Here is a 26,802-nt window from a genome sequence, read left to right as displayed (position 1 = left end):
AACAAGTGATGGGGTGACTCCCGACGGACTCAGACCGAGCACGTGGCGCTAAGTCGATACAGATCCATACGCATAACCTTAATCGTTGTGTCGGTCCACCACGGACATCACGACCGCCAGCACAAGGAGCCCGGAAGCCAGGTATAAGGGAACCTGGGTTACAGGCGCAATGAGCGCGCCCGCCAGTGCCGTGCCAGCTGATCCGGCAGTGATTTTCAGGGCGCCGATCCACACGAATACCTGACCCCTCGCAGCGGGCGGCGCATATTCGCTGCGAGCTGCCAAGGTGGAAGCGAAGAAGTAGGAATTCAGCACTCCGGCACAGGCGAAGGCTGCAACCGCCGTCGGGAATGTCCCTGCTACGGCTGCACCGCACAAAGCAACCCCTACGGCGGCCGCCAGCCACGTCATCAGCGGATCTGCGTCGGTTCTCAGCGGCCGGATCATGACGCCCGCTGAGCCCAAGAGTCCCCCGAGCCCGTAGGCGGCTGTCAGAATTCCGGCTGCGGCCGGGGCTACGCCCATTTCCGGGGTGGATGCCACTGCCGTAATGGGTAATGCGGCCACTGTCAGGGCCACCACAACGGTCATATAGAGGGTTCGACGCAGCGGGCCGTAGGAGATCATCATCAGAAGTGTCCGGCCAGGCCGGGGAACTTCAGGGGCAACCGTAGCCGGAGGTGTACAGGGCAAAAGCCTGATGACGGCAGCGGCCGCGAACGTTGACCCTGCAATGATCAGTGCTGCAGCGGCGGGATTGGCCCAGGCCGAGACCGCCGCTACCAAGGACGGTCCGATCGTCCCGCCGATGCCGTAGGTGGCCACATCCCAACCCTGAGCGCGCCTTTGGCTGTTCCTCTCCGGGCCGGCAATTGCGGCCAGTCTGCTGCTGATGCCGCCTGTCAGCAGTGGACCCACCAGCCCGGAAGCGATGAGGAAGAGCCCGGGCACAAGGGGCGGAGTCACCCGGAAGAGGAGAACCGCCGCCGCGAGAGTCGCTCCGTGGACCACGCACGCCCACGCAATGACCGTCCTGCCATCCTTTGCTGTGTCGAGGCTCCGCGCTACAAGCGGACCGAAAAGATGCGGCGCCGTGATGCAAGCACCCAGAATCCCGGCCAACCACCCTGATGCACCACTGGTTGTGGCCAACAGGACTATTGCCACAACGGCTCCACCATCCGCGGTGCGTGCCAAGGTTGCGGCCAGGACATAGCGGGCAAGACCGTCTGAAGTACCCCGCTGGCCGGTCCCGGCGTTTCGGCTTCTCCCTGCCAGTCCAACTGCCACCCGTCCGGCACTCTCATCCCGTGTTGGGGCAGATTCATCCTGAGCCAACTGCTAACCCTCCAGACCACATTGCCGGATGGCCTCGGCCACTTTCTCCCGCCCCTCGGAGTCCAGGCCGCGGAGGGGCAACGGCAAAGCCGAAGACGGCACGACGCCAAGATCCTCAGCCAGAGCCACAGTGACCCGAAGGCTCCCGTAGATGCGGAACAGGGACCAGATGGGTTCCAGGTCCGAGGACGCGGCCAAGGCCAGATCGCTTCGACCCGCAAGGGCGTGATCAACGAGGGCGCGTGCTTGACGTGGCAGTACACCGGCAATCACCGAGTACCAAACGTTGCATCCGGCCAGCAGCGCCTCGGCGGCGACCCAGTCGCCGCTGATGCCAAGTGACGTTTGACCGGGCAATCCGGCCCTGAGCCCGGAGACCCGCGTAGCAACTTCCCCGGACGGAGGCGGTGGAATTTTGATGGAGGCAATCCCCGGGATCCCGGCGATCCTTGCGAGCAAATCATCACTGAAGGTGAAGCCGGTGATGTTCGGGTTGTCATAGACAACCACCGGAAGATCAGACTCTGCTGTCACAGTCTCGAAGAGCCCGAAAACCTCTGCCTCCGAGAGCTTTTGGTAGGAAACGGGCGCCAGCAGCAGAGCTGAAGCGCCGGCACTCCGGGCATCACCTGCAAATACCAGGACGTCCCGGGTGCGCACAGCTCCGACGCCGGCGAGAACCGGAACGCCGTTGGCAGCTTCCACTGCAGTTTCAAGGACTGCCCGGCGTTCATCGCGGGAGAGGTAGGCGTAATTTCCCGTTGAACCCAGAACACCCAGCGAGTCCGCACCGGCTTCGGCGGCACGGCTCACCACCTTGCCAAGGGCATTGAGGTCCACGCTTTCACCGTCCATGGGGGTAAGGGGAAAGGCGCTAAGGCCGTTGAACACTGTGGATCCTACTTTCATCGTGCTGCAGGAACGCAGCGCCTCAGGTGACCCTGTCCATGCTCCCAAAAGCCTTGGTCCTATACTAGGTCCAAGAATGAACAAGCCTGGAGGTCCAAATGAGCGAAGCCGAACTACCGATCGAGCTGGACCGGCACAGCCCCAGCCCCCTCGCCGCCCAAGTGGCCAGCCAACTGCGGGCGGCCATCCTGAGCGGTGTCCTGCAGCCGAATCACACGCTGCCGGCCACCCGTAGGTTGGCCATGGAACTAGGCATCTCCCGAGGTGTCATAGTGCGGGCGTTCGAACAACTATCGGGCGAGGGGTTCCTGGTGAGCAACGGCGCGGGCGGAACCAGGGTGGCCGTCCGCCCGGACATCAACAGCCGCCCCCATGAGAACAGAAGAGAAATCAGAGCTTCGCCTCGGCCTGACGTGATAGACCTGACGCCCGGCCGCCCCTCCGGATCGCCGTTTCAGGACAGGCAATGGCGCAGTGCCTGGAAGTCGGCGATCGCGGACCAAGGCAACGTCCAACTCCCGCCAGCCTTGGGAACTTCGGCCCTGCGTGAGGCAGTCGCTGATCATTTGGCCGTGTCCAGGGGCCTCGTCGTCGATGCTGATGACATCATCATCACCGGCGGCACCAGCGATGCACTGCAACTCGTCGTCGCCATGCTCCGTAACCGGGCCCCTCAGCCGCGCATCCTGATGGAGGACCCCGGCTACCCCACCGCGCGCCGGGTCATGACGGCAGCGGGTGCCCACATGGTGACAGTCCCCGTGGATGAAAACGGCCTGAAGAGCTCACAGTTGGCCGCTCTAAGGGACATACCGGACGCAGTTCTGGTGACACCCAGCCACCAATACCCCTTGGGCGGCAGGATGGCCGTTCAGGAAAGGCTGGAACTGTTGAAATGGGCGGAGCAGCACGGTGTCCTGGTGCTCGAAGATGACTACGACAGCGAATTCCGACACAGCAGAATGCCACTTCCTGCCGTCGCTTCCCTACCCGGCGGGGCCGAGGTAGTCCTGCTCGGAACATTCTCCAAGAATCTCAGCCCTTGGCTACGGTGCGGATATTTGGTGGTTCGCGGCGACGCTGGTCAACGGTTGAAGGCCACGAGGCAAGCCTTGGACACACCAGTGGCCGGCGTGCTGCAGTCAGCTATCGCCCACTACATCCAGGAAGGCGGGCTCGCCCGGCACATTACGCGCGCCAGACGCGAATACGGGCACCGCCGCTCGCTCCTCATCGATCGTCTGGGTTCGCGGCGGGACCTGGAAGTCTCAGCCCTCGACGGCGGCCTCCACGCTGTCGTGCGGTTCCACCACCCGGACGCCACCGACGTGGCCGCCAGGGCGTTGGAACAGGGAGTGCGAGTCATCCCCTTGGCCGGATATTACGCGGACCGCACGCCCGAAAACGGACTTGTCCTTGGTTACGGGGCCGTCACGGACCTGCGATTAGCCAAAGCCCTGGGGATTCTGTCGGACCTGATCCGACCACCGATGTAAGTGATCGGGCGCGTTAAACGATCAGCTCAGACCAACCAGCTCCACCAGCGCGACCGTTCCGGTTCCGGCGTCGGTTCCGGTTCCGGCTCTTCACCCAAGGCAAGCGCTGCCTCGACGATGTCATCCCCGGTGAGGGTCATGACTGCCTCACGATCCAGTGCGTCGAGGCTTTGTTCCTCATCGCGCGAAAGTCGCAGAGCCTGTCGGTTGAGTGCCTGCTCGAACAGGGTACGGGCAAACCGCGCATTGCCGGAATCCTCGCCGGCGTGGAGACCGGCAAGGATTCGGCGCAGCATCTGATCCGCGCCCGGTTCCAGGGTGTACTCGTGCTGGACCAGCATCCGGTGGAAAATCGTTTGGAGTTCGTCCACGGAATAGTCAGGGAACGTGATTTCCCTGGCGAACCGAGAGCGGAGTCCGGGGTTGGAAAGAAGGAATGCTTCCATGAGGCGCGGGTACCCGGCCACGATCACCACCAGGCGGTGACGGTGGTCCTCCATCCGCTTCAGCAGAACCTCGATCGCCTCGGGACCAAAGTCCATCCGGCCATCTTCCGGGGCCAACGCGTAGGCCTCGTCGATGAACAGAACACCGTCCAGAGCACGTCGAATCACCCGGTCCGTCTTGATAGCGGTTGCCCCGACGTACTGCCCTACAAGGCCCGAACGGTCGACCTCAACCAAGTGTCCTTTTTGCAGCAAACCGACGGCTCGGTACATTTCGGCCAGAAGCCGCGCCACGGTGGTCTTGCCCGTTCCCGGGTTTCCGAGGAACACCAGATGCTGTGACGTGGCAACCTCCGGGAGGCCGTGCGCCTTACGACGGGCCTGGACCTGGAGCAATGCGACAAGGGCCCGTACTTGTTCCTTCACGGTCTCCAGTCCCACCAGCGAGTCGAGCTCGGCCTGTACCTCGGACAGCGGCCGGGCCGGGCCGGGCCTCGAACCGATGACATCACCTACGAGGTCGTCCACGCGCTCCGAACCGGACAACTTGAGCTGATTGGCCAGATGGCCAATGGTTTCGCGCAGGTCATCGAGCGGATTGCGGCTTGCAGCCATACATCTACTGTAATACTGGATTCCCGGCCACGGTGGGGCTGCAGACACTCCCCCGCTAAGGAAGGGCGAGCTTGAAGACCTTAGCCCACGCAGAGCCCACCTGTTTCAGCAGCGGCCCGGTGGTGTACTTCAAACCGTAACGATCGCAGATCTCACGAACCTTTGGTGCAATCTCTGCGTACCGGTTGGATGGTAGATCCGGGAAAAGGTGATGTTCAATCTGGTGCGACAGGTTGCCCGTCATGAGGTGCATGAACCGTGACCCCGAGATGTTGGCGGACCCGATCATCTGACGCACATACCAATCCCCGCGGGTTTCGCCTTCCACCATTTCCTCGGTGAAAGTGTCCGTTCCTTCGGGGAAGTGGCCGCAGAAGATGACGGCGTGGGCCCAGACATTGCGGACTGCGTTGGCGGTGAGTGTGCCATAGAGGGCTTGCTTCCCCGAACCCGTCAGCATGGCCAGGGCCGGAGTGGCCGCATAGTCCTTGGAGAACTGTTTGAGAGCCTTCCGCCCCAGCGCTTTGAGGTCCTTGTGCATGGCCTCCTTCGATTTCAGGCCTTCCTTGTACTCGGGGATCTCCAAGTCATAGATGGCTATGCCCCATTCGAAGACAGGCGCGAGCAGGGCGTTGTATAGGGGTTGCCCACATTGAAGGGTTTCCACTCTTGATCGGGGTCCATCCGCAGAAGGTTGTAGCCAACGTCGCGGTCCTTGCCCACCACGTTGGTCCACCGGTGGTGCAGGTCGTTGTGTGTGTGCTGCCACGAACGTGAGGGGGTAACGAAGTCCCACTCCCAGGTGGTGGAGTGGATATCCGGGTCACGCATCCAGTCCCACTGGCCGTGGAGGATGTTGTGGCCAAGTTCCATGTTCTCGAGAATCTTGGCCACGCTCAGAAGGGTTGTGCCAGTAAACCAGGCGGCCTTGTTCCTGCCCACCAGCAACGCGGCGCGGCCGGAGATTTCCAGCGCCCTTTGGATCTTGATCATGCGCCTAATGTAAGCGGCGTCGCTGGAGCCTCGCTTGGCAAGGATCTCGTCACGGAGGGCATCGAGCTCACGGCCCAGTTGGGCTACTTGCTCGTCACTCAGGTGTGCTGCCGACGGTGGACGCACCACGGGCCTTCCCGCCTCGGCAAGGGCGCCGGGCCGGGTCTTGGGCCCGACGGCGGTGGCGGGGCTTTGGGCTGAAGCTACTGACATGTGGTTGTACTCCTCAGATTTCGAGGTTGACGGGTCCGGCAGCTGCCGAGACACACGTTTGGATTAGTTCCCCGGGTGCCCCGTGGACCTCACCGGTACGCAGGTCGCGGACCCTTCCGGCGAGCAGCGGGGTCAGGCAGCTGTGACAAATACCCATGCGACAGCCGCTGGGCATCAGCACCCCTGCGTCCTCGCCGACGTCGAGAAGGGGGACGCCGCCATCGGCCAGGACCTCGCGATCGGAAGCTTCGAAGGTGACCAGGCCACCTTCCTTTCCGTCGCCTCCCCGGAGCTCGGTGCTGAACCGTTCAATGGTGAGCGAGCCCGGCCCTGTTTCATCATCGGCTTCCTTCCCGGAAGTAGCGGCATGAGCCACAGCCGCTTGGTTCCACAAAGCTTCGGCGTCATCCAGGAAAGACTCAGGGCCGCACGCGTACGCAGCCCTGTCCCTCCAGTCCGGGCAAACTTCTTCCAGAGTGGCCGTGGAGGTGAAGTTCATTCGGCCACGACCGCCGGTGTGCCACTGCACCAGACGGAAGTTGGGAAATTGATCAGCTAGTTCAGCCAGTTCCTCACGGAAGATGCTGTCACCTTCTCCGCGGGAAGAGTGGATCAGCACAACGTCTGCGTCGGGGCGGCTGGGTACGAGTGTCCGAATCATTGACATTACGGGGGTGATGCCGCTTCCCGCAGTGAGCATCAAAAGTGAACGGGGGTGCTGAGGGAGGACAAAGTCGCCCTGAGGCGGAGCCAGGAAAAGGATGTCACCCACCTTCGTCTTGCGGACCAGGGTTCCGGACACGGATCCAACGTCAGTGACAGTGATGGCCGGATCCTTGCCGGCCGGAGAACTCAGTGAATAGGACCGCCATTGGCGGACCCCGTTTAGCTCAACACCTATCCTCGCCCACTGACCTGCCAGGTGGGCATGCCAGCCGCGTCCGGGCCGGAAGAAAATAGTGGCTGATTGGGCCGTTTCGTGGACTACTTCAGTGACGACTCCACGCAACTGCCGAGATGAATAGACCGGGTTGAAGAGCGCCAGGATATCCTCCGGCGCAAGCGGGGTGGTCAAAACCGAAGTGATGCGGGCCAGGGGCCGAAAGCTGACCATGAGCTACTCCTCGCAGACCGAACCACTACTGGACAGACGGAAACACTGCAAAACATAGGGAAAGCCCCTCGGGAGGGGCTTTCAACCGGAATGGGACAGGTTGCTTGGATTGGTCAGCGGTGATGCGCTCCTCCTCTCCGGGCTTCAGGCGCCCATGTCGGTTTCAGTAGCAAGACAGTAATACGTTCACCGGATTTCATGCAAACCCGAAAGCTTGGAGTTGGCCGTCTCTGCGGTGGTTCATCCTGCTAGCCTCTCCTCATGCGCACATCGTCGGCACGAGCTAAAGCAACCGCCAGCGGAGAGCGCGTCCTCATCCTGTCAGCGGGCGTGGGATCGGGGCATAACAGCGCCGCAGCGGCGGTGCAGCAGGCGTGCGCCGAACGCGCTGACATCGCCGAGGTGCAGGTGCTGGACGTGCTGCAGGTGAGCAGCGTCCTCTATCGTGCACTGCTGGGCAAGGGTTACTTCGTCCTCGTGGAGGGCTTGCCGTGGCTGGTCGAGTGGGGCTACGACATCAGCAACCCTCCGTTCCGGCGCAGGGGCCCCATCGACCCTTGGACACGGGTGAACGCCAGCCCGGTTGTCAGTGCCATCAAGCGGTTCCGGCCCACCGCGATTGTGTGCACACACTTCCTCCCCGCCCAGCTGTTGGCCTCGCTGCTTCTTCGTGGCGTGGTTGACGCGAAAACAGCTGTGGTGACTACCGACTACGACTTCCAGGGCTTGTCGCTCACGGGCGCGTTCCACAAGATCTTTGCGGCCAGGGAGGAGGGCAAAGTGGAGCTGATGGCGCTCGGTCTTCCTCCCGACCGTGTTGCTGCCACAGGAATCCCAATTAACAAACAGCTCAGTCCAGCGCCTATACGCGATGCCAACAAGCCACCGATGCTGCTCATCTCGGCGGGCGCGACCGGTGGCGACTACGCGGTCTCGGTGGTGCGGCAGACGATGCATATGCGCTCGGCGTTCACGGCCACAGTCGTGTGCGGACACAACGACGTACTGCGACAGCGCATCGAGGCACTCGTGGCGCCGGCTGGCGACCGCTACAGCGTGCTCGGCTTCACGACAGAAATGCCTGAGCTACTTCAGCGGGCGGACCTGTTCGTGGGCAAGCCGGGCGGGCTCTCGGCGTCGGAGTGCATGGCTGCGGGGCTGCCCATGGTACTTGTAAACCCGATTCCTGGTCAGGAGGTACGCAACGGCGACTACCTCATGGAGCAGGGGGCAGCCGTCCGCTGCAACGCAGCTGCAACGATCGGCTGGAAGATCGATGAGGTGTTGCGCGAGCCCGGCCGCTTACAGAAGATGCAGGCGGCGGCGCAGAGAACAGGCCGCCCAGACGCCGCGGCCAACGTATTGAGCGAGCTGCTGGGCGGGCCTTCCCGTCCGCTTGTAGTAACGCGGGCAGCTCAAAGAACTATTCTTGCCGCCAGCGAGCAGCGCTTCGTCGCGACCGATCTCACGGGGCCCTCCTCCTTGGTCCGCTTGGTCGACCAAGCGTCGGGCAGCACGGTTGCACTGCTGCAAGAGGAGGAACTGGCGGACCTCCAGAAGCGGTACGCGACGTCAGACGGAGACTTGGTGCTGCGGCCGGGCCAAGCGTCCCTGCTTCTCCATTGGGAGGAACGCCGGTTGCTCCGCGCAATGCTGCGGGGCAACGACGAACTGCCTGTCCGGGTAGAAGGGCCGTTGGCGCCGTACCGCGACCTTCACGGGTAATGGACGGAACCTGAATCGAATCAAGCCGGCTGGCCGTCTGAGATATCTTCCTGGTCAATCAGGCCCTCCGTGCGCGGCAAACGGACGGCATTCTCCCATCTGACGGGGCTGTGTTGACTGGCGAGCAAGGCCCACTCCCCCGCGCGGAGAGACCAGCGCCGTGTGGTCGGATCCCGCTGCAGGGTGGGACCCGCATCTAAACCAACCCGCACAGTGGTTTCTGCACCGGGCTGCAGGGTCACCTTCCGGAAGCCCAGGAGCTGAGCCACAGGTCTGCGGAGGGACACATCCGCCGCGTAGATCTGAACGACGGTGGAGCCCTTGCGGTCGCCTGCGTTCGTTACGAGCACGTCCGCATGGCCGCCGCTTGCATCCAAGGTATGGTCAAGAAGCCGGTGCTCGATGGTCGTGTAACCCAGGCCGAACCCGAACGGGAACGCGGGCGTGTGCCCCTCGGAGTCGAGAAGGCGCTGACCCCATTGGTCGTCATAGGCAACGGCCTTTGCCGCGGAGTCAAAAAACGGCAAGTGCGCTGCGTCCGTCGGCAGCACAAAGGGCAGACGTCCGCCGGGCTCCTCATTGCCGGTCAGCACGCTTGCCAGCGCGCGGCCGCCCTCCATACCGCCGTACCAGGCAAAGAGGAGCGCTGGCACGCGGTCCCGCCATTTTTCTGTGAGGACCGCGCTGCCGCTGATCAGCACGACGACGGTCCGGGGGTTCACGGCGGCGACTGCGTGGATGAGCCGTTCGTCGGAGGGGCGCAGGTTGAGCGAGCTGCGGTCGCCGCCTCGGACGAAGCGCGAGGCCACGTGTGCGAGTCCGATGAGAACCCGACGGAGGGGACCTGAGCCAAAGGCCCGGCCGAGGACGCCCACGTCGACACCTCCGGTGACAACGGATTCGCCTTCGTCGTGCTGGTCCAGGCCGACGACGACGATCGCCGTCTCCGCCGCGGCTGCCAACGCTGCCGCGCGCCGCTCATTTTTGCCGGTGGTAGACGTGATCCGAACCCCGGGAAGCGCCTCACGCAGGCCCTGCAGCGGCGAAACTGTGGAAGGAGGCCGAACACGTGACGAGCCATGATCTCCGAGGTTCGCTCGTCCGGCGAGGCGTCCGATCACCGCGAGATGACGGAGAGCGGGTTTCAATGGCAGTAGCGGCTCTGTGCCAACGGTTTCGTTTTTTAGCAGGACGATCGACTCCGCGGCCACTTGATGGGCCAGAGCCCGGTGGGCCGGGGAAGCGATAACGGTGGGCGTTGGGGACGCTGAATCCCGGGTTGCGGCGTGCTGCACGCACGTGCGCAGGATGCGGCGCGCGGACTGCAGCACAGTGGTGCGATCCAGGTCTCCGTTGCGCAGCGCGGCGGGCAGTTCGCGGGCGCGAAGCAGCCGGAGCGGCATTTCCACGTCCATTCCCGCCTCCAGGCTGGCCACCGCGTCGTGGGTGCCGAACACCCAGTCGCTCGTTACGAACCCCGGGAAACCCCACTCATGCCTCAAGACGTCCGTGAGCAGGGCGCGGTTGACGTCCATGTACTTGCCTCGCACGCGGTTATAAGAACTCATGACGGAATCGGCGCCGGCGTCCATCACGGCCTTGAAGTGCGGCAAGTAGACCTCATGTAACGAGTGTTCGTCTACTGCTACGTCCACCTCGAAGCGCTCATTCTCCATTGAGTTGAGCGCGAAGTGCTTCACGCAAGCCATCACATGCGTGCGAACGCCCCGTGTGAGGGCCGATCCCATCCGGCCGGTAAGGACCGGATCTTCCCCGTAGCACTCCTGCGCCCGGCCCCATGCAGGGTGGCGAAGCAGGTTGACGCAGACTGATGCCGAGTAGTTTGCTCCCCGTGCCCTGGTTTCCACACCGATAGCGACCCCGACACGTTCCTCCAGCGATGGATCCCAGGTGGCTGCCCGCGCAATGGTCACGGGGAAGGCAGTGGAGGCGCCGATCACCACGCCGCGGCCACCGTCACTGAACCGAATGCCTGGTATGCCGAGTCTCGGGACTGCCCCCGCCACGAACGGCACCCTGTCGAGCAGTATCGGGATGAATGGGAGCAGCAACCTGGGCGAGTCGCCATCGAGCAGCCCGAGGATTTCCTTGTCCGTCATCCGGCCGATCAGCAGGTTCGCCGCTTCATCCGCGGTGATCCCACCCGCCCGGACTGCCCGGACTGCGTCGTCGTACGCGCTGCCCGTCACCGTCGTAGTGTCCATCAAGTCCGACTCTTGCGTTCGCGGCGCCGTAAGCCCGCAGCCATCATCATGAACCCAATTCTGCACCCTCTGGCCAGGTCCTCTTTGGAAGCACCCAGTCATGCTGGTGGTTAGGCTGGGTGGATGGCAACAGTAATTCTCGTACGGCACGGCCGTACAACAGCCAATGCCACGGGACTGCTGGCCGGTCGGACAGACGGAGTCAGCTTGGACCAGGTAGGGCGCGAACAGGCGGCTGTTACGGCAGAGCGGCTCTCAGCCTTACCGGTAGTCGGCGTGGTGTCCAGTCCTCTTGAGCGTTGCCTGCAGACCGCCCAATTCATCCTCGATCGCCAAGCCGGAACACCGTACGCGCCGGTGGATCCCGATCTCACCGAGTGTGACTACGGCCAGTGGCAGGGCCGCTCGCTGAGCGATCTCGCCACCGAAGATTTGTGGCCGGTGGTGCAGTCGCAACCCTCCGCCGTCGTTTTTCCTGGTGGTGAATCCATGGCCGCCATGCAGGCCAGGTCCGTAGCAGCGATTCGACGCCACGATGCAGCCTTTGAAGCCGAGTACGGGCCAGGTGCCGTGTGGGCGGCCGTCAGCCACGGCGACATTATCAAGTCAATTCTCGCCGACGCGCTGGGTATGCACCTTGACCTGTTCCAACGGATCAACGTGGGCCCCGCGTCCATATCGATCGTGCGCTACGGCCCCAACCGTCCCAGCGTCTATGCAACCAATACCGACGCCGGTGATCTGTCATGGCTGTCGAACGGCATCCACTCCGGCGACGCGGCGGTGGGCGGCGGTGCAGGGCACACGGCGCCATGAACCTTATGTGCCTAAAATACTGACATGCCTACACGTGTTCACGAGTTTGTCTGGCCTGATCGGGTTGTAGTTGGCACCATTGGCCTTCCGGGGTCGCGGACGTTCTACCTGCAGGTGCGTGCGGGCAAGCAGATCGTCAGTATTGCCCTGGAAAAACAGCAGTCCGCCCTGCTCGCAGATAAAATCGACGAAATTCTCGATCAACTCATCACGGTCGACGGCAATCCGTTCAGCGTTCCAACGGGGACTCCCATTGAGCTTGTGGACAACGACCCCCTTGAGGCCGTTGAAGAACAGTTCCGCACCGGTGCCATGAGCTTGGGTTGGGATCCCACCACGGCTCAGGTGGTCATTGAGGCTTACCCCATCACCGATGTCGATGCTGAAGACGACGAATCGTTTGATGAGGACGACCCCAACGTGCCAGAAATGTTGCTGGTGAGAATACCGGTCGGCACTGCCCGCGCGTTTGCCAAGCGCACCCGTGAGATCGTCGGTGCCGGTCGTCCGGCGTGCCCGCTCTGCGGTTACCCCATGGACGCCGACGGGCACACCTGCACCATTCCCGAGGTCTGATGCCGACGCCGGACCTAGTGACCGCCGAGCTGACGCTCACCGGCCGCATCACCACGGCCTCAAACGCTACATTCGTTGGCAGCATCGGCGATGTGGAAGTCGTCTATAAGCCCATCGCAGGCGAAAGCCCTCTATGGGATTTTCCTCACGGCACCCTGGCGCAACGGGAGGTAGCCGCCTACCTGGTCTCGCAGGTCTTCGACTGGGATATCGTGCCACGCACCTGGCTCCGCGATGGCCCCTTGGGCGAAGGCATGGTTCAGCTCTGGCAGGAGCAAGACTCCACCCAACGCGCCGTGAACCTGCTCGCAACGGACCACGTGCCGGATACAGGCTGGAAACACGTTCTCGAGGGACAGGATGAGAACGGACGAATGGTCACCCTGGTTCACGAAGACTCGCCGGCGCTCAGGCGGATGGCGGTCTTCGACGCGGTGGTCAACAACGCCGACCGCAAAGGCGACCATGTCCTTGCCATGCCGGACGGACACCGCCACGGCGTGGACCATGGGCTCACCTTCCACCACGAACACAAGCTGCGCACGGTGCTGTGGGGATGGCTGGGAGACCCTCTTACCGCCGAGGAACTCGAAGGCATCAAACGTGTCGCCGAAGGACTTCATGGGGAGCTGGGCCATGCCTTGGCCGATTTGCTGACCGCCGATGAAATCGCATCGTTCGCGACGCGCTGCGAACGGTTGCGCCTGGCAGGGCGTTTTCCAGCTCCGAGCGGTGAAATGTCGGCGGTGCCCTGGCCGCTTTTTTAGGGGTTACAGGCTACCTGCCCCAACCTGAAATGCCGCCCGCCGTCGTCGTGCTCTAAATAGTAATTTTCGACGACGGCAGGTACCGTGAGCGCGCAGCGTCAGGCTGTTTTGTGCCCGCCAACCAGGGGCTCGCCCTAAATATCGCTGGTTGTGTCCAAGGACGCTCTGATATATTAGTTAAGTATTAGCGTCTACGGAAGACTCTTAAACTCAACGAGGAGTACACAGCATGCAGCAACTCGCGCATCGACTCGAACGGCTCGGCACCGAAACCGCCTTTAGCGTCGCCCAGGCTGCGGCGGCCTGGAAGGCGAAGGGAAACTTGGTTTACCCGTTCCACCTTGGCGATATCAATGTCCCGACGGCCCCACATATCGTCGAGGCCATGACCAGGGCAATCGCTGATGGTTACACGGGCTACTGCCCCGGTCCTGGCATCCCACAGCTGCGCGAAGCGCTGGCCGAGGACATCGGCTCACGCCGCGGCATCAGGCTGTCCCCGGACAACGTCGTGGTCATGACGGGCGGCAAGCCGGTCATTACCAAGTTCCTGCAGGCAGTCATGAACCCCGGGCAAGAAGTGCTGTACCCCAACCCGGGATTCCCGATCTATGAGTCGCAGATCGAATACCTTGGAGGCACAGCCGTACCGTACCGCTACCTCCCCACGAGCCAAGGTTTCTCGATCGACCTTGACCAGGTACGCGCGTCGATTACTCCGAACACCGTTGCGATCATTTACAACGACCTCCAGAACCCCATTTCCGCGGAGTCCACCACTGCCGAGCGCGAGGCCATCGCGCAGATCGCTCAGGAGCACAATCTCTGGGTGCTCTCCGACGAGGCCTACTTCGAGACCCGCTACGAAGGCGTCTCCAGCTCGATCGCCTCCATCCCGGGAATGGCAGAACGCACCGTCATCCTCTACACGTTCAGCAAAAAGTTCGCCATGACCGGCTCGCGCCTCGGCTGTGCTGTAGCGCCCCTTGAGATCGCCAAAGTTCTCAGCACGCTCAACACCAACGATGAATCATGCACCACGCACTACGTGCAGTGGGCTGGCATCGAAGCGCTCCGCGGCACCCAGGAACCCGTCCAGCAGATGTTGGAGATCCTGCGTGAGCGGCGGGATGCTGCCTGCGAACTCGTCAACTCTGTCCCCGGTATGCACGTCGCCGTGCCGCAATCCACCTTCTACCTGTTCCCTGACGTCACCGACGTCATGGAAAAAATGGGCTACACGGCAGTAGGCGACTTCGCCAGCGACGCACTCTACAAAACCGGCGTGTCCTTCTGCACTCGCGAGCACTTCGGCCGACGCCAACCCGGCGAGGAACGGCAATACATCCGGCTCGCTTACTCAGGCATCGACGTCGCCGACATCCGCGACGGCCTCGGCCGCCTCCGCGAGTGGATCGTGAGCGCATGAGCCGGGTTGTCGTGACGGGCCGCATCCCCGACGCCGCGATTGAAAAGCTTCGCGCCGAACATGAAGTCGATGCGTGGAGCGGCCCTGACACCATTAGCCGGGAGGAACTCCTGCGCAGGGTAGCCGGTGCAGACGCGATCGTGAGCCTGCTCACCGAACGAATTGATGCCGAACTGCTCGACGCCGCCGGCCCGCAGCTTAGGGTCGTCGCGAACGTCGCCGTGGGATACGACAACATGGACGTGCCCGCCTGCACGGAACGAGGCATCGTGGCCACCAACACTCCCGGGGTGCTCACCGAGGCGACAGCGGACATCGCGTTCGGTCTCATCCTCATCGCGACCCGACGGCTCGGCGAGGGTGAACGACTCATCCGCTCCGGTCAGGCCTGGAAATGGGGCATGTTCTTCCTGCTCGGGTCCAGCCTTCAAGGTAAGACGCTCGGCGTCGTCGGCATGGGCGGCATCGGCCAAGCTACAGCGCGCCGGGCCAAAGCCTTCGGCATGGAGATCGTGTACCAGTCCCGCAGCGAGGTCGATCCCACGATCGCCGCCGAGTTGGATGCACGGCGCGTCGATCTTGACGAGCTGCTGGCCGTTTCCGACGTCGTCTCACTGCACTGCCCTTACGGCCCCGCAACACATCACCTGATCGGGGCCGAGCAACTCGCTGCGATGAAGAGCTCGGCATTCCTCGTCAACACCGCGCGCGGACCCATCGTCGATGAAGGCGCACTTGCGACGGCCCTCCGGGAGGGTGCAATAGCGGGAGCCGGGCTCGACGTCTACGAGCAGGAACCCCGCGTCCATCCCGGCTTACTGGAGTTGGACAATGTTGCGCTGCTGCCACACCTTGGCTCAGCCACAGTAGAGACGCGCACCGCCATGGCCATGCTCGCGGCCGACAACACACTCGCAGTGTTGAGCGGGGAACAACCGCCTGCGCCGATCGCCTAAGGCGTCGGGAGTAAACAATGAGCAAAAGTTGACTCGACTACGCCGTGATCGGGCGACCGGGTGACTCGCTAGGGGGTGTTCGTGCTTCGCGGACACCCCCTAGTGGTACTCCCCGATAAACAATACGGAGATGAAGTCGCGTCCTCTTCTGTAGGGTTGAGAAGAGCCCGGAGTGAGGACCGCCCAGATGCGCACCACCGCCAACAAGACCACCGCAGACCGGCACTACGACTTGGTCATCATCGGCACCGGCTCCGGGAATTCCATTCCCGGGCCCGAGTTCGAAGACCGATCGATCGCCATCATCGAGAAGGCGTCGTTCGGCGACTCCGTTGACTGGCCGGGTATGGTCGCCCGTATCTTCGAGAACCGCGTCGAACCCATCGCCGCGGCCGGCAGACCCCGAACATCGACGTCTACGACCAGCACGCCGTCTTCGTTGGAGAACGCACGTTACGCACCGGCCAAGGGGTCCACCAGAGAACCATCTCCGGCGACCAAGTGGTCATCGCCGCAGGCTCCCGACCTTTCATCCCTGAGGCCATCGCCGCCTCGGGCGTCCGCTATCACACCAGCGAGGACATCATGCGGCTGCCGCAGCTACCCAAATCCCTGGTAGTCATCGGCGGCGGCTACATCGCGATGGAGTTCGCGCACGTCTTTGACGCCCTCGGCACGGCCGTCACCATCATCGCCCGCTCCACGCTCCTGCGAAGCCTCGACCACGACCTGCACGACCCGTTCAACGATCTGGCCGCAGAACGCTTCGATGTCCGGTTTGGGCGGACCATCACGGGCGCCGATCAGACAGACCAGGGCATAAGCGTCAGGCTCGACGACGGCTCTGCCGCCACCGGGGAGGTACTGCTGGTGGCCTCGGGGCGCATCCCTAACGGCGAGCTGTTGGACCTACCCTCCGGCGGAATCGAGACGATCGGCGCCGGGCGCATCAAGGTCGATGAATACGGCCGGTCAACCTCCGCTACAGGTGTCTGGGCCCTTGGCGACGTCTCCTCACCCTACATGCTCAAACACGTCGCCAACGCCGAGATGCGCGCCGTTCGCCACAACCTGCTGCACCCGGAAAACCTGAAGAGAATGCCACACGACCATATCCCCGCCGCCACCTTCACCCACCCCCAGATTGCCACCGTCGGAATGACCGAATCCCAAGCCCGCGAACACGGGCACAACGTGACGGTCAAGGTCCAGAGCTACGGAGACGTCGCCTACGGCTGGGCCATGGAAGACACCACCGGCATCTGCAAACTCATCGCCGACCAGGACACCGGCAAATTCCTCGGCGCCCACTACATGGGCCCCCAAGCATCAACCCTGATCCAACAAATGATCACCGTCCTGGCCTTCGACATCGACGTGCGCCAGTTCGCTGCCAACCAATACTGGATCCACCCCGCGCTACCCGAAGTCACCGAAAACGCCCTGCTCGGTCTCACATTCAACTAGCCGAGTCACGCCAATGAGACTTCCACGCATGTCCTGCACGCAAGACGGCGGGCTCCTTGCGGCGCCCTACGCTTCCTGCTAAACCGGCGTCTTGTGGGCCCCCACTCCGTCCACGAGCGATTGGGCGAGTTCGCGGAGTTTTTGATTCCGATCGTTCGAAGCCTTCCGCAGGATTCTGAACGCTTCGTCGTGAGTGCACCGGTTTTGGGAAATGATTACCCCACACGCCCTGTTGATGACCGATCTACTTTCCATGGCTGCGTCCAGGTCTTCGGCAGCCTCGTTCAAAGTGGGGATCCTGATCGCCACCTGCAGCGCCTTGCCGGCCATGCCGGCGAAGGTCAGCGCATCGGCGACGGCGTCGGGGGTGAAAGTCCCGGGTGTGGGAGCGAAGAAATTCAACACGGCTGCGGAGTCCTGCTCGAGTTCCATCGGGACACCCAGTGTGCTGCGCATCCCCGCCACGCACAACGCTCCGCAGTAATCACCCCACTGAGGTGATGCCTGGGCATCATGCAGAAGGACCGGGCGCCCGCTGTCCAGCGCGTCGATGCAGGGCCCCTGCCCAAGCGTCTGCTCAATCCTGTTCAGCAGCATCGCCTGGTCGCTGCTGCCTCCAATCGTGTCCGTGCGCTTTCTCCGCCCCAAAGTCACAGCACACTCAATACGGGTTCCACTCGATCTGGTCATCACAGCCGCCCCGAGACTGGCCGTCCCATCAAGGATCGCCCCAAGATCTTCAGACCCAACGAGCAGGTCCGCCAGCCGCTCAGCATCCCCCGTGCAAGCCTCTTCATTAGACTCCAAACCAACACCAACCTTCACAGGCACGCCCATTAGAAAAAGGCTCCCTGCTGAAGCCCAGGACACACCTACAATGCCCTCCTGGCTAATCTTCCCTACCTAGAGGCCATCAACGTGTCCGCCAATAATTTAGCAAGGAAATCTAGCAATTTCTAAGAAGCGGCCGCCGGTCTTCTGGCGTCGGCGACGACTCCAGCGCTTCCGGTGCTGGACCCGGCGAACCCATGGTGGATTTCAGAAACGGCAGTCCCCTGTTTCAAGCTACGGAATATAGCGGTCCTGGCCTGCGTCGAACTGGCAACCTGCTGCAGAATGGGCCGTGCCGCAACGACCAACGGATCGTTTTCCAGGAAGCTGGGGGCCGCTGGAAGAACCGCAGGCCCGAAGCTGTAGGTCTTGTCCGTCGTTGGCGCCAAGAAAATCAGAACCTGCACAGAAAATTGGGCAACTGCCCGTTAAGCAACGAGGCCGTTGATTCGGCAATTGCGCGTTCTTCGTCGCTGGGAACCACAATCACGGGGAACGATGAGTCGTCAGTGCTGACGTCACGGATGCCACTGAGAGCAGCTGAGTTCCTGTCATCAGCTGTGGCCAGTCCAAGGGGAATTAGCCATGAAACAACTTTTGCCCTGAAAAGGTGCGAATTTTCGTCTAGTCCCCCGGTGAAGACCAGCGCATGAGGCTGGCGAATCACCATCGCATAGGCGCCGATGTACTTGGCGAGACGGTATGCGGCCATTTCGAGGGCGAGGACGGCCCCGGGGTCTCCCCGGTCGACGAGTTCGCCGACCTCGCGCGTGTCGGAAGTTCCGGCCAGCGCCAGCAGGCCCGAGCGGTGGTTGAGGATGTCGTCTACTTCATCGGCCGTTGCCCCGGAACGCTGCAGCAACAGGACAATGGAGGGGTCCAGATCCCCGGAGCGGGTGCCCTTGACGAGTCCTTCCAAGGGCGTCATCCCCATGGAGGTGTCCACGCTGAGACCCCCTCTGACGGCAGTTACGGAGGCCCCATTTCCCACATGCGCCACAATCACGTCCAACGATGGAACTGGTATGCCGAGAAATCCTGCCGCATCACCGCAGGCCATTTCTACGGAGATCCCATGGAACCGTAGCGGCGGACTGGATGCTCCGTATAGAGGTCCTCGGGAATGGCATAGCGTGCGGCGAAGTCCGGGATGGAGCGGTGGAAGGCTGTGTCGAAAACGGCCACTTGCGGGAGGCCCGGCCAACGTTCGCTGGCCGTCTTGATGCACTCGGCGCTGGCATGGTTGTGCAGCGGCGCTAGCGGATCGGGGCCAAAGAACGCACTGCCAATGATCTGTCGACGTGGACCACTTTGAGCGATGGAACTCTTGAACTACCAAGCCAGTCAGCAGCTGAGAATACTGTCACCATCGCAGTGCCTGCCGATGCCGCCCCAGGTGAAAGCTACGCCATCGTCTGGGCAGAGGTGAGCACCAGCGGTGGTGACGGCGTGAAGCTCGTCAATCGGGCAGGGATCCGCATCTACCTGGATGTGCGCGGCAGCAACCCGGCAGTTAGTAGCTTCACCGTTGATTCGATGACCGCAGCACGCGACGCGGAAGGAAAGCCAACCGTGCTCGCCCAGGTACACAACACCGGCGGCCGGGCGATCGACCTAAAAGGCACCCTTAGCCTGACGTCCGTTTCCGGATCCCTCACGGCGGGACCCTACACCGCGAAACTCGGAACAACAGTAGCGCCAGGAAAGTCTGGGGCTGTCACCGTCGGGCCCAACGATGCCCTCGCGGACGGGCCCTGGACCGCGGTCCTGGAACTCACGAGTGGTCGTCTCAAAGGGAGCACCCAAGCCGAAATCACCTTTCCCTCCAAAACAGGCACAGCCCCACCGGCACCCACCCACACCACCGGTGAGGATAACAACTGGCCCGTTCCCGGCCTCATCCTCGGCTCCCTCGGGGTCCTGCTACTCCTCGCAGCAGGAATCATCATCTTCCGGGCAGCCAAAAAACGCCGCCACCAAACGCAGTAACCGTTGAAGGCCACATGAGGCCGGCCTCCACCGCATCACCATCTCAACCGGGACCCGGTCAGAATTCGTAGAATCCCACTTCCTTGGAACTGGACAGCCCAGTCGGAACATTCCCCCTAGTGGCTTTTGGTCTCTATGACATGACCCGTATTGCCCTCGTGACCGGAGCCAACCGCTAACTCGGACGAGCCACCGCCTTGACATTGGCCCGGAACAAGAAAAAAGTTCTCGCCGCCTCGGGGGCGGTGAGAGCGAGGTAGTGAACGAAATCGTCGAATCGGGCGGCGAGGCCATCGCGATCCAGTTGGATGTCGCGGACCTTCACTCCATCGAGACGGCTCGCCTCGCCGTGCCTGCCGGCATTAGCCACGCGTGGAACGCCAGCACTATCGATGTGCTGGTCAACAACGCCGGAGTGGGACTGTTCGCGCCGCTCGGTACCATTACGGCAGAGGACTTCGACGCCACCTTCGCCGTTAACGTACGTGGTCCACTTTTCGTCATGCAAGCCTTCCTGCCCCACTTGTCAGAAGGAGCAAACATCGTGAACGTGTCGAGTTCGCTCAGCCGACACGTCAGCCCGGCGACCTCCGTCTACGCGGCGTCGAAGAAAGCACTCGAAGCACTTACCCGAAGCCTGGCCCTCGAACTTGGCCCGCGGGGCATTCGGGTCAACTCGATCGGCCCCGGGCCGACCGCGACGGACTTTAACGGCGGAGCCATGCGCGCGGCACTGTCCGGGCAAACCGCCCTCCGGCGAGTGGGCAGCCCTGAGGAAATCGCCGACGCGATCTCTGCCTTGGTGTCCCACGAGTTCCGCTCGGCGACGGGTGAGCGCATCGAGGTATCCGGTGGTGTGCTGCTGTGAATGGCGCCTGCATCCATCGACCAGAGATCAAGGTACGGCGCTGACGCCTATGACGGATGTGTGTGCTCGCTTATTCACCAACGGCGTGGACGAAACGGAAACTGTCACCCCCACCTCGTTGGGTGTTCCACTTCCTTGGCAGTGGAACACCCTTCCTTTCGGGCGTAAAACCTGAATGATTGCCGGTAGCACTGTCTCCTGCTAGGTTTCCCAAGTCGTTAGGGAACGTTGAGTGGTGGACTTCGTCTAGTTCTTGCCGCTTCCACGCTTTGCCTCGGGCTGCTTTCCATTCCTGGTGCGCGCAACCAGGTGAACCAGCCTGTGAAGCACCACCCCCTGCCCCTTCGGCCAGCTCTGGGTCAGCTGCCGACGGACCCGCTCTCTCGACTACTTCGCCGAGCCCTTCGCCTTCTGACTCATGCATGGACCACACACAAATTTTTAGGTAGAAACCTATGTCTGAATGGTGTCCCACTTCCTCAGAACTGAAACACCCTGGTGGGACGCTCCCCCCAACGGTCCGGATACGAGCAGCGTGAAAGCTGTTCTAGCTGGGGTAAGACCGAACATCAGCCTTGCACGCTTGAGGACGCTGTCTGCGCGGCTGCGCTCTGCTCGGCGAGGAACTCTGCCCAGCTGGACATCATGCGCTGCGCCCCGGGACCGGTCAGGTTCTCACCGGCCCGGTAGGCGCGGCCAATCGCCCCGGGCAGTCGGATGGGTAGCTTCGGGCGACGGCGGCCGTTAAAGTCAGTGTAGGTAGCCAGCAGCTGCGGGATGTCGAGTACCTCCGGTCCGGCGATGTCAGCCACACGACCGGCCGGGTCCCCGAGGGTGAGCTCAGCTAAACGAGCGGCGACCTCCTCCACATGAACAGGCTCGAAGCGCAGACCACCGGGCACAGGCGTGAGTGGCACGCGCGCCAGACCCTTCACTAAGGGGAGGACAAAGTCGTGCAATTGCGCTGCTCGCACTACAGTCCATGGGACGCCGGACTCCACGATGGACCGCTCGGCTACCGCTTTCGCACGGAAATACCCGATGGGCATCCTGTCCGCGCCGACGACAGAGATGAGGACTAGGTGCGAGGCCCCCGCAGAGCTCGCCGCTTCCGCAAGATTGCGCGCCGCGACATCGTCCCCTTTGGCACCGCCAGCGAGATGCAGCACGATGTCCACACCTTTCAGCGCTTGTTGAAGACCGGCACCAGTGACCGTGTCGCCTTCTGCGTATTCGATACCGGCCGCGTTCGGGCGGGGGTGACGACTGAGGACGCGGACGTTCCTTCCGGCGGCCCGTAGGAGGGGGACGACCCGGGTGCCGATGGTGCCGGTGCCTCCGGTCACAAGAATGGGTGCATTCATTATTCGACTCCTTGTTCGATGTCACGTCGAGGTCATCTGCCCCGTCAGTATGATGACGATCGAGACGATGAGGATGTGACATGACCGATCAGAAAATTCTCGCCCGGCGCTTTGAGAAGGCCCGTCCGCGACTGGTGGCGATCGCTAATCGACTGCTCTCATCCAGAGCCGACGCCGAGGATGTAGTGCAGGAGGCCTGGTTACGCCTTGAACGCGCGGACGCCGACGGGATAGAAAATCTCGATGCCTGGCTCACCACAGTTGTCTTCCGGCTGAGTCTGGATCTCCTGCGGGCGCCCCGCCGCACACGTGAGCAATCCTGGCACGTAGAACCGTGGCGGGATGAGCCCGTCGCACTCACAGGCAACCCAGTAGAGGAAGCCGAGCGCAGCGACCGCCTGAGCGTGGCCCTTTTCGTCGTTCTGGAAACGCTCTCGCCGGCAGAGCGAGTGGCGTTCGTCTTACATGACGTCTTCGGTTGCCCGTTCGAAGAGATCGCTGAGGTGCTCCACCGATCTGTGGATGCCGCCCGCCAGCTCGCCTCCCGCGCACGACGACGGCTCCAGACCACGCCCACCACGATCCGGCCGAGACCCGAACGAGCACGTGAATTGGTGGGAGCATGGCTCGTAGCAGCCCAGCAAGGAGACTTCACGGCGCTCCTGGACCTCCTCGACGACGCCGCAATACTGCAGGCGGACTACGGCACGAGCACCCAAGTCCTCGAAGGCGCACAGGCGATAGCGGACCAGGCAGTCCTGTCGGCGCGACTAGCCGCGCACTCCACGCCCGTCCTGATCGACCAGCGCCCCGGTGTAGCGGCGGTCCTGGACGGACGAGTGGTGTCCATCATGGCGTTCACGATCACAGAGGATAGGATCACCCGACTCGACGTCCTCGTCGACGCCACGCGCCTAAATCACCTGAACGTGGCCGAAATCGTCAACCCGGACTAGCGCGGCACACCATTTCCTCAGTTGCCACCGCATTCAGCACGTTACAAGGAGTAGAACAGGTCAACGAATAACCCCGCCAGGAGGCTCCCTCCTCCCCGCCTTGATGTCTCTACTCCGGGTATCCCACTTCAGGAGAGCCCGGACACTTCCGGCGCAAAGGCCCGCCCCCACGCGGCTCACCATCCCATTTCCTTGTAAGTGGAACACCGGGTGCGGGACGATCTCCGGAATTTGGCTCGTGCATTTCAGGCTCATGTGCGCTAAGTCTCCGGAGACGATCTGAAGTCAGTGTCAAGTGTGCGGGGGTTGTTACACGCAGCAAGGGTCGGACACGAAACGAGACCGTTGTTGGCCGAGGCCGGATGAACGAACGGAAGCAGGGTGGTCTCGATGCAGCATCTCGAAGTCATGTTGCGCTCAGTCCTCCTACCCATGAAGAGGTGTAGGCCAATCACGGACTACCGGACGAACCACGAGAGGAACACATAACCCCGCTTCAGAGCATGCGGAGGGCCCACGGCCAGGACCCTGAACCCGCTCCCCCACAACCAAACAGGCGACCGCGGCTCCAGGCACACCCCGCGGCCAGTGTCAGAGGGACGTGACCAACCAGAATGTACCCACATTAAGGCAAAACCCCTCTGGCGAGGGGGTATGCCGTGCCCGAGGTGGGACTCGAACGGGATTCCGGGCCCTGGTAGCACTGGGAAGAGGCGGAAACATGCGGAATCCGGGCCAGTCCGGCTCCGGTACGACCCGATCCGAGACGCAAAGTGCGGACAGTGTCCACATCCCCATCGCTGCTTCATTGCCCTGGCCGGACTGCAGCACCCGCAACAAGTGAGTGGGCGGCGCTTCGTTGTCCTGATCATGTGCGAAGAGTCCGAGCATGCCGGCAACCACATCATGCCCTCGCGGGTTGCAGGATTCTCGTTCAGGCCACATGGCGCGCATAGCCTCCGGCGTTTTCACGTTGACTCCCCTCCCTCCTGCCCCTTCGTGACGCGGTCGAGTGAATAGCTGCATGCCGTTGTCACGGCTTACGGTCGGGGTGGTAGGGCCGAGCAGGCCCTGCCATCCCTTGGTGTCACAGTCCATCCAGCGTCGATACGGCCGAGTTCGACTCCCGGCCGCGTCCCTGTTGGCACTCCAGTCGAGGCTATCGCGAGACCAGATGCTGGGAAATCAGCGCGGCGGAGTCCCGCAATTCAAAAGTTCCTTCGGCGACTCCGACCACGAGGTCGAAGTCCTCGTCAGTCGTGAAGTCATGGCGGTAGCCGTTGATCCACAACAGCAGGACCATGAGCGTCCAGGCGCTACGCTTGTGCCCTCAAAGAGCGGATGGAAGCGAGCCACCGACTCCAGCAACGCGGCCGCCTTCATCGCCAACTCTGGATAGGCCTCAGCGCCCATTACTGTTGTCGCTGGCCTAGTTGTACTGCCCAGGGACGTTGGTTGGGTGATCGTGATGACTCGCTGGAGTCATTGACTCATGGGTGAGGACCTCCGGTTGCACAGTGGAGTTGCTTAGACAACCGCTGCAGCAACCAGGAGGTCCTCATGTCCCACGCTAATGCCGCTCTGACTCCACGCCAACGTCTGCGCGTTGCGCGTTTGATCGTTGACCATGGCTGGCCGGTATCCCGGGCCGCCGAGCAGTTCAATTGCTCTTGGCCGACGGCCAAACGGTGGGCGAACCGCTACGCCGCGATGGGTCAGGCGGGGATGGTTGACAGGTCCTCGCGCCCTCACCGGGTGGCGAACCGGACCCCGCAACAGATTGTACGCAAGGTCGTGCACCTGCGCTGGAAACAGCGACTGGGGCCGGTCGCGATCGGAGCGAAGCTGGCCATGCCGGCATCGACCGTTCATCCCGCCCTGGTCCGGTGCCGGCTGAACCGGCTGCATCATGTGGACAAGCGCACCGGCGAAGTCAGCCGCCGCTACGAGCACGACAAGCCCGGAGCGATGATCCACGTTGACGTGAAGAAACTCGGCAACATCCCCGACGGTGGCGGTTGGCGCTACGTTGGCCGACAGCAGGCAAACAGAACCGTGCTGCGACTCCGTCAAAGCCGCAGAGCAGCCACCGTAATCCGCTGATCGGCACCGCTTATGTCCACACGATCATCGACGACCACTCCCGGGTCGCATACGCCGAAATCCACAGCGACGAAACCGCAGCCACCGCAGTTGGAGTGCTCAAGCGGGCAGTGTCCTGGTTTGCCGCCCGCGGCGTCACCGTCGAGAGGGTCCTCTCCGACAACGGATCGGCCTACAATTCCCACCTATGGCGAGACACGTGCCAGGAGCTGAACATCAGGGCAAGAAGACCCGGCCGTACCGCCCGCAAACCAACGGAAAGATCGAACGCTTCCACCGGACCCTCGCCGACGAGTGGGCCTTCAAACGCTTCTACGCCACGGAATCAGCCCGCCGAAACGCCCTCCCGGCATGGCTGCACCACTACAATCACCACAGGCCCCACACCGCAATCGGAGGCCACCCGCCCATCAGCCGTTTAACCAACGTCCCTGGGCAGTACACCTAGCCAGTGCCGAGGCGAGCAGGCCGACGTCGCGGATGTGGTACCGTACCGGTCGATTACCTACAGTGCGTCCTCAAGGCGGGTCAGCAGCTCGGCGTCATGGCCCATGACGAAATCTAAGCCCGCACTGATCTCACGCCGGCGCGCGTGGCGCTGCAGGACCAGCTCGGCACCCTGCAAGAGCAACGCCGACTTGGAGGTATGTCCCTCGCTGCGAGCTTCTCCAACCGGCGATCGAGATCTTCCGGGACGCGGAGATTCATTGCCATGCCCCAATAATGGCCAACGCATATGAGAGGGCACGTTGTCAGAGGAGATTGTCACGAAACGCCCGCACCGAACGACAGATACCCGGGGAGCACCGTGAGTGGGATCATGGATCATGAACCAGAACACATCTGATGCCGAGGCGCCGCCGGAGCGTTGGGAGCAAACAGTCGGGCAGAAATCAGTCCCGTTGGCCCATCACAACCCGATTACACGGCAGATGCTGGTCATGGGCAAACGCCGCGAAGCCACTGAAGCGCTGCTCGCCGAGCGCCTGCGCGACCGCAGAACGACCCACCCCTAGCCCTGGTGTGGGTGTACCCGCTCAGACAGGGCCTGTACGGCGGGCTGCTGTGCCGGCCAGCTCACCGTCTGCTGGGCAAATGGCGTGATCATCAGTACCGACGCGTTCGGGAGATCGCGGAGTCGGGCGCGAATTCGCGCCCCGTCCCTGTCCGGCAGTCCCACGTCAAGGGTGTTCAGGGAGACAAATGCCGTGCGAACTCATGGTTTGGACAATCTACGACCAGCGTCTCGGTCGAGTGCGGACACCGGCCCGTTATCCTGTTCAAGATCGCCTGCCCGGACCAGAAGGAGTGTCCCGGTTCTAAGCGTCTAGGAAGAGGGACGGGACGCTTCCAGTGTTTGGCAGTCTGCGGGACGTTTGGTCGGGGTGAGGATGAGGGCGCAGTACGGTTGGAGAATGGTTGATGTTGCGGGGAGTCGCTGGGTTATCACAGGTGCTGCTGGGACGATCGGATCCGCTCTGCGGGCGGCGCTCTTCGAGTTGCAGGTTGAGTTGGTGTCCACTGATATTCGTCCGGTAGTGCCGATTGGTCCGAGTGATGTCGTGGTGACGGCGGACCTCACCAACCTGGGCTCTTTGGTGGAGCT

20 protein-coding genes and 4 pseudogenes are annotated in these 26,802 nt (G+C 62.6%); 14 read left to right on the top strand and 10 right to left on the bottom strand.

What is annotated here, in order from left to right:
• Nucleotides 1–78 precede the first annotated feature (78 nt).
• Both J7I86_RS10945 and J7I86_RS10940 read right to left on the bottom strand, forming a co-directional pair.
• A complete protein-coding gene (locus J7I86_RS10945; RefSeq protein ID WP_214819726.1) occupies nt 79–1,338 on the bottom strand; it encodes an MFS transporter in 1,260 nt (419 codons plus the stop codon).
• A gap of 3 nt (nt 1,339–1,341) precedes the next feature.
• The gene (locus J7I86_RS10940) at nt 1,342–2,229 is read right to left on the bottom strand and encodes a dihydrodipicolinate synthase family protein (RefSeq protein ID WP_214819724.1); all 888 of its coding nucleotides are present in this window, start codon (nt 2,227–2,229) and stop codon (nt 1,342–1,344) included.
• 116 nt (nt 2,230–2,345) lie between these two features.
• On the opposite strand from J7I86_RS10940, the gene J7I86_RS10935 reads away from it, so the two are divergent.
• Nucleotides 2,346–3,743: a PLP-dependent aminotransferase family protein gene (locus J7I86_RS10935; RefSeq protein WP_214819722.1), complete on the top strand. Its 1,398-nt coding sequence runs from the start codon at nt 2,346–2,348 to the stop codon at nt 3,741–3,743.
• Nucleotides 3,744–3,769: 26 nt separating this feature from the next.
• Here J7I86_RS10935 and J7I86_RS10930 read toward each other — a convergent pair whose 3' ends face one another.
• The 3 genes and pseudogenes from J7I86_RS10930 to J7I86_RS10920 form a co-directional block, all read right to left on the bottom strand.
• Nucleotides 3,770–4,804: an AAA family ATPase gene (locus J7I86_RS10930; RefSeq protein ID WP_214819720.1), complete on the bottom strand. Its 1,035-nt coding sequence runs from the start codon at nt 4,802–4,804 to the stop codon at nt 3,770–3,772.
• Between the two features lie 55 nt (nt 4,805–4,859).
• Nucleotides 4,860–6,010: pseudogene (locus tag J7I86_RS10925) on the bottom strand (fatty acid desaturase family protein).
• 13 nt (nt 6,011–6,023) lie between these two features.
• Nucleotides 6,024–7,124 carry a ferredoxin reductase gene (locus J7I86_RS10920; RefSeq protein WP_214819718.1) on the bottom strand — a complete coding sequence of 367 codons (1,101 nt, stop codon included), beginning with the start codon at nt 7,122–7,124 and terminating at the stop codon, nt 6,024–6,026.
• A 261-nt stretch (nt 7,125–7,385) separates the two neighbouring features.
• Here J7I86_RS10920 and J7I86_RS10915 point away from each other — a divergent pair, with 261 nt between their 5' ends.
• A complete protein-coding gene (locus tag J7I86_RS10915; RefSeq protein WP_214819716.1) occupies nt 7,386–8,849 on the top strand; it encodes an MGDG synthase family glycosyltransferase in 1,464 nt (487 codons plus the stop codon).
• Nucleotides 8,850–8,869: 20 nt separating this feature from the next.
• Here J7I86_RS10915 and J7I86_RS10910 read toward each other — a convergent pair whose 3' ends face one another.
• On the bottom strand, nt 8,870–11,074 hold the full coding sequence (locus J7I86_RS10910) for a beta-glucosidase (RefSeq protein WP_214819714.1): 2,205 nt from the start codon (nt 11,072–11,074) through the stop codon (nt 8,870–8,872).
• 123 nt (nt 11,075–11,197) lie between these two features.
• On the opposite strand from J7I86_RS10910, the gene J7I86_RS10905 reads away from it, so the two are divergent.
• The 6 genes and pseudogenes from J7I86_RS10905 (at nt 11,198) to J7I86_RS10880 (ending at nt 17,085) form a co-directional block, all read left to right on the top strand.
• The gene (locus tag J7I86_RS10905) at nt 11,198–11,890 is read left to right on the top strand and encodes a histidine phosphatase family protein (RefSeq protein WP_214819712.1); all 693 of its coding nucleotides are present in this window, start codon (nt 11,198–11,200) and stop codon (nt 11,888–11,890) included.
• Between the two features lie 24 nt (nt 11,891–11,914).
• Nucleotides 11,915–12,466 carry a DUF3090 domain-containing protein gene (locus J7I86_RS10900; RefSeq protein WP_214819710.1) on the top strand — a complete coding sequence of 184 codons (552 nt, stop codon included), beginning with the start codon at nt 11,915–11,917 and terminating at the stop codon, nt 12,464–12,466.
• A complete protein-coding gene (locus J7I86_RS10895) occupies nt 12,466–13,233 on the top strand; it encodes an SCO1664 family protein (protein ID WP_214819708.1) in 768 nt (255 codons plus the stop codon). Before J7I86_RS10900 ends, J7I86_RS10895 begins: the two co-directional genes overlap by 1 nt.
• Nucleotides 13,234–13,462: 229 nt before the next feature.
• A complete protein-coding gene (locus tag J7I86_RS10890; RefSeq protein WP_214819706.1) occupies nt 13,463–14,662 on the top strand; it encodes a pyridoxal phosphate-dependent aminotransferase in 1,200 nt (399 codons plus the stop codon).
• Nucleotides 14,659–15,618 carry a D-glycerate dehydrogenase gene (locus tag J7I86_RS10885; protein WP_214819704.1) on the top strand — a complete coding sequence of 320 codons (960 nt, stop codon included), beginning with the start codon at nt 14,659–14,661 and terminating at the stop codon, nt 15,616–15,618. The genes J7I86_RS10890 and J7I86_RS10885 overlap by 4 nt, the downstream gene beginning before the upstream one ends.
• A gap of 187 nt (nt 15,619–15,805) precedes the next feature.
• Nucleotides 15,806–17,085, top strand: a pseudogene (locus J7I86_RS10880) (mycothione reductase).
• A 78-nt stretch (nt 17,086–17,163) separates the two neighbouring features.
• Here the strand turns inward: J7I86_RS10880 and J7I86_RS10875 are convergent.
• Both J7I86_RS10875 and J7I86_RS10870 read right to left on the bottom strand, forming a co-directional pair.
• Nucleotides 17,164–17,775, bottom strand: coding sequence for a GAF and ANTAR domain-containing protein (locus J7I86_RS10875; RefSeq protein ID WP_286179651.1), 612 nt, complete (start codon nt 17,773–17,775; stop codon nt 17,164–17,166).
• A 535-nt stretch (nt 17,776–18,310) separates the two neighbouring features.
• A pseudogene (locus J7I86_RS10870) lies at nt 18,311–19,140 on the bottom strand (hypothetical protein).
• Between the two features lie 87 nt (nt 19,141–19,227).
• Between J7I86_RS10870 and J7I86_RS10865 the strand changes: the two are divergent.
• Together J7I86_RS10865 and J7I86_RS10860 are read left to right on the top strand one after the other, a co-directional pair.
• Entirely contained in the window at nt 19,228–19,905 is a 678-nt protein-coding gene (locus J7I86_RS10865) for a hypothetical protein (RefSeq protein ID WP_214819700.1), read from the top strand.
• 202 nt (nt 19,906–20,107) lie between these two features.
• Nucleotides 20,108–20,773 carry an SDR family oxidoreductase gene (locus J7I86_RS10860; protein ID WP_309476709.1) on the top strand — a complete coding sequence of 222 codons (666 nt, stop codon included), beginning with the start codon at nt 20,108–20,110 and terminating at the stop codon, nt 20,771–20,773.
• A gap of 569 nt (nt 20,774–21,342) precedes the next feature.
• On the opposite strand, the gene J7I86_RS10855 is transcribed toward J7I86_RS10860, so the two are convergent.
• Complete coding sequence (locus tag J7I86_RS10855; RefSeq protein WP_214819696.1) at nt 21,343–22,137, bottom strand: SDR family oxidoreductase; 795 nt, start codon at nt 22,135–22,137, stop codon at nt 21,343–21,345.
• Nucleotides 22,138–22,217: 80 nt separating this feature from the next.
• Here J7I86_RS10855 and J7I86_RS10850 point away from each other — a divergent pair, with 80 nt between their 5' ends.
• On the top strand, nt 22,218–23,093 hold the full coding sequence (locus J7I86_RS10850; RefSeq protein WP_214819695.1) for a sigma-70 family RNA polymerase sigma factor: 876 nt from the start codon (nt 22,218–22,220) through the stop codon (nt 23,091–23,093).
• Nucleotides 23,094–24,252: 1,159 nt separating this feature from the next.
• Here J7I86_RS10850 and J7I86_RS22770 read toward each other — a convergent pair.
• Nucleotides 24,253–24,396: a hypothetical protein gene (locus tag J7I86_RS22770; RefSeq protein WP_286179650.1), complete on the bottom strand. Its 144-nt coding sequence runs from the start codon at nt 24,394–24,396 to the stop codon at nt 24,253–24,255.
• Nucleotides 24,397–24,653: 257 nt separating this feature from the next.
• Here J7I86_RS22770 and J7I86_RS10840 point away from each other — a divergent pair.
• The 3 genes and pseudogenes from J7I86_RS10840 to J7I86_RS10830 all read left to right on the top strand — a co-directional run.
• Nucleotides 24,654–25,644, top strand: a pseudogene (locus tag J7I86_RS10840) (IS481 family transposase).
• A 379-nt stretch (nt 25,645–26,023) separates the two neighbouring features.
• Entirely contained in the window at nt 26,024–26,212 is a 189-nt protein-coding gene (locus J7I86_RS10835) for a hypothetical protein (RefSeq protein WP_214819692.1), read from the top strand.
• A gap of 399 nt (nt 26,213–26,611) precedes the next feature.
• Nucleotides 26,612–26,802, top strand: a 191-nt coding sequence (locus tag J7I86_RS10830; RefSeq protein ID WP_214819690.1) for an NAD-dependent epimerase/dehydratase family protein, incomplete at its 3' end; no start/stop codon positions are given.

This window comes from Arthrobacter sp. ISL-95, from assembly GCF_018613695.1.
Classification (GTDB): domain Bacteria; phylum Actinomycetota; class Actinomycetes; order Actinomycetales; family Micrococcaceae; genus Arthrobacter.
Note: the sequence above shows the minus strand (reverse complement) of the source record. Positions and strands in the feature narration are given on the sequence as shown.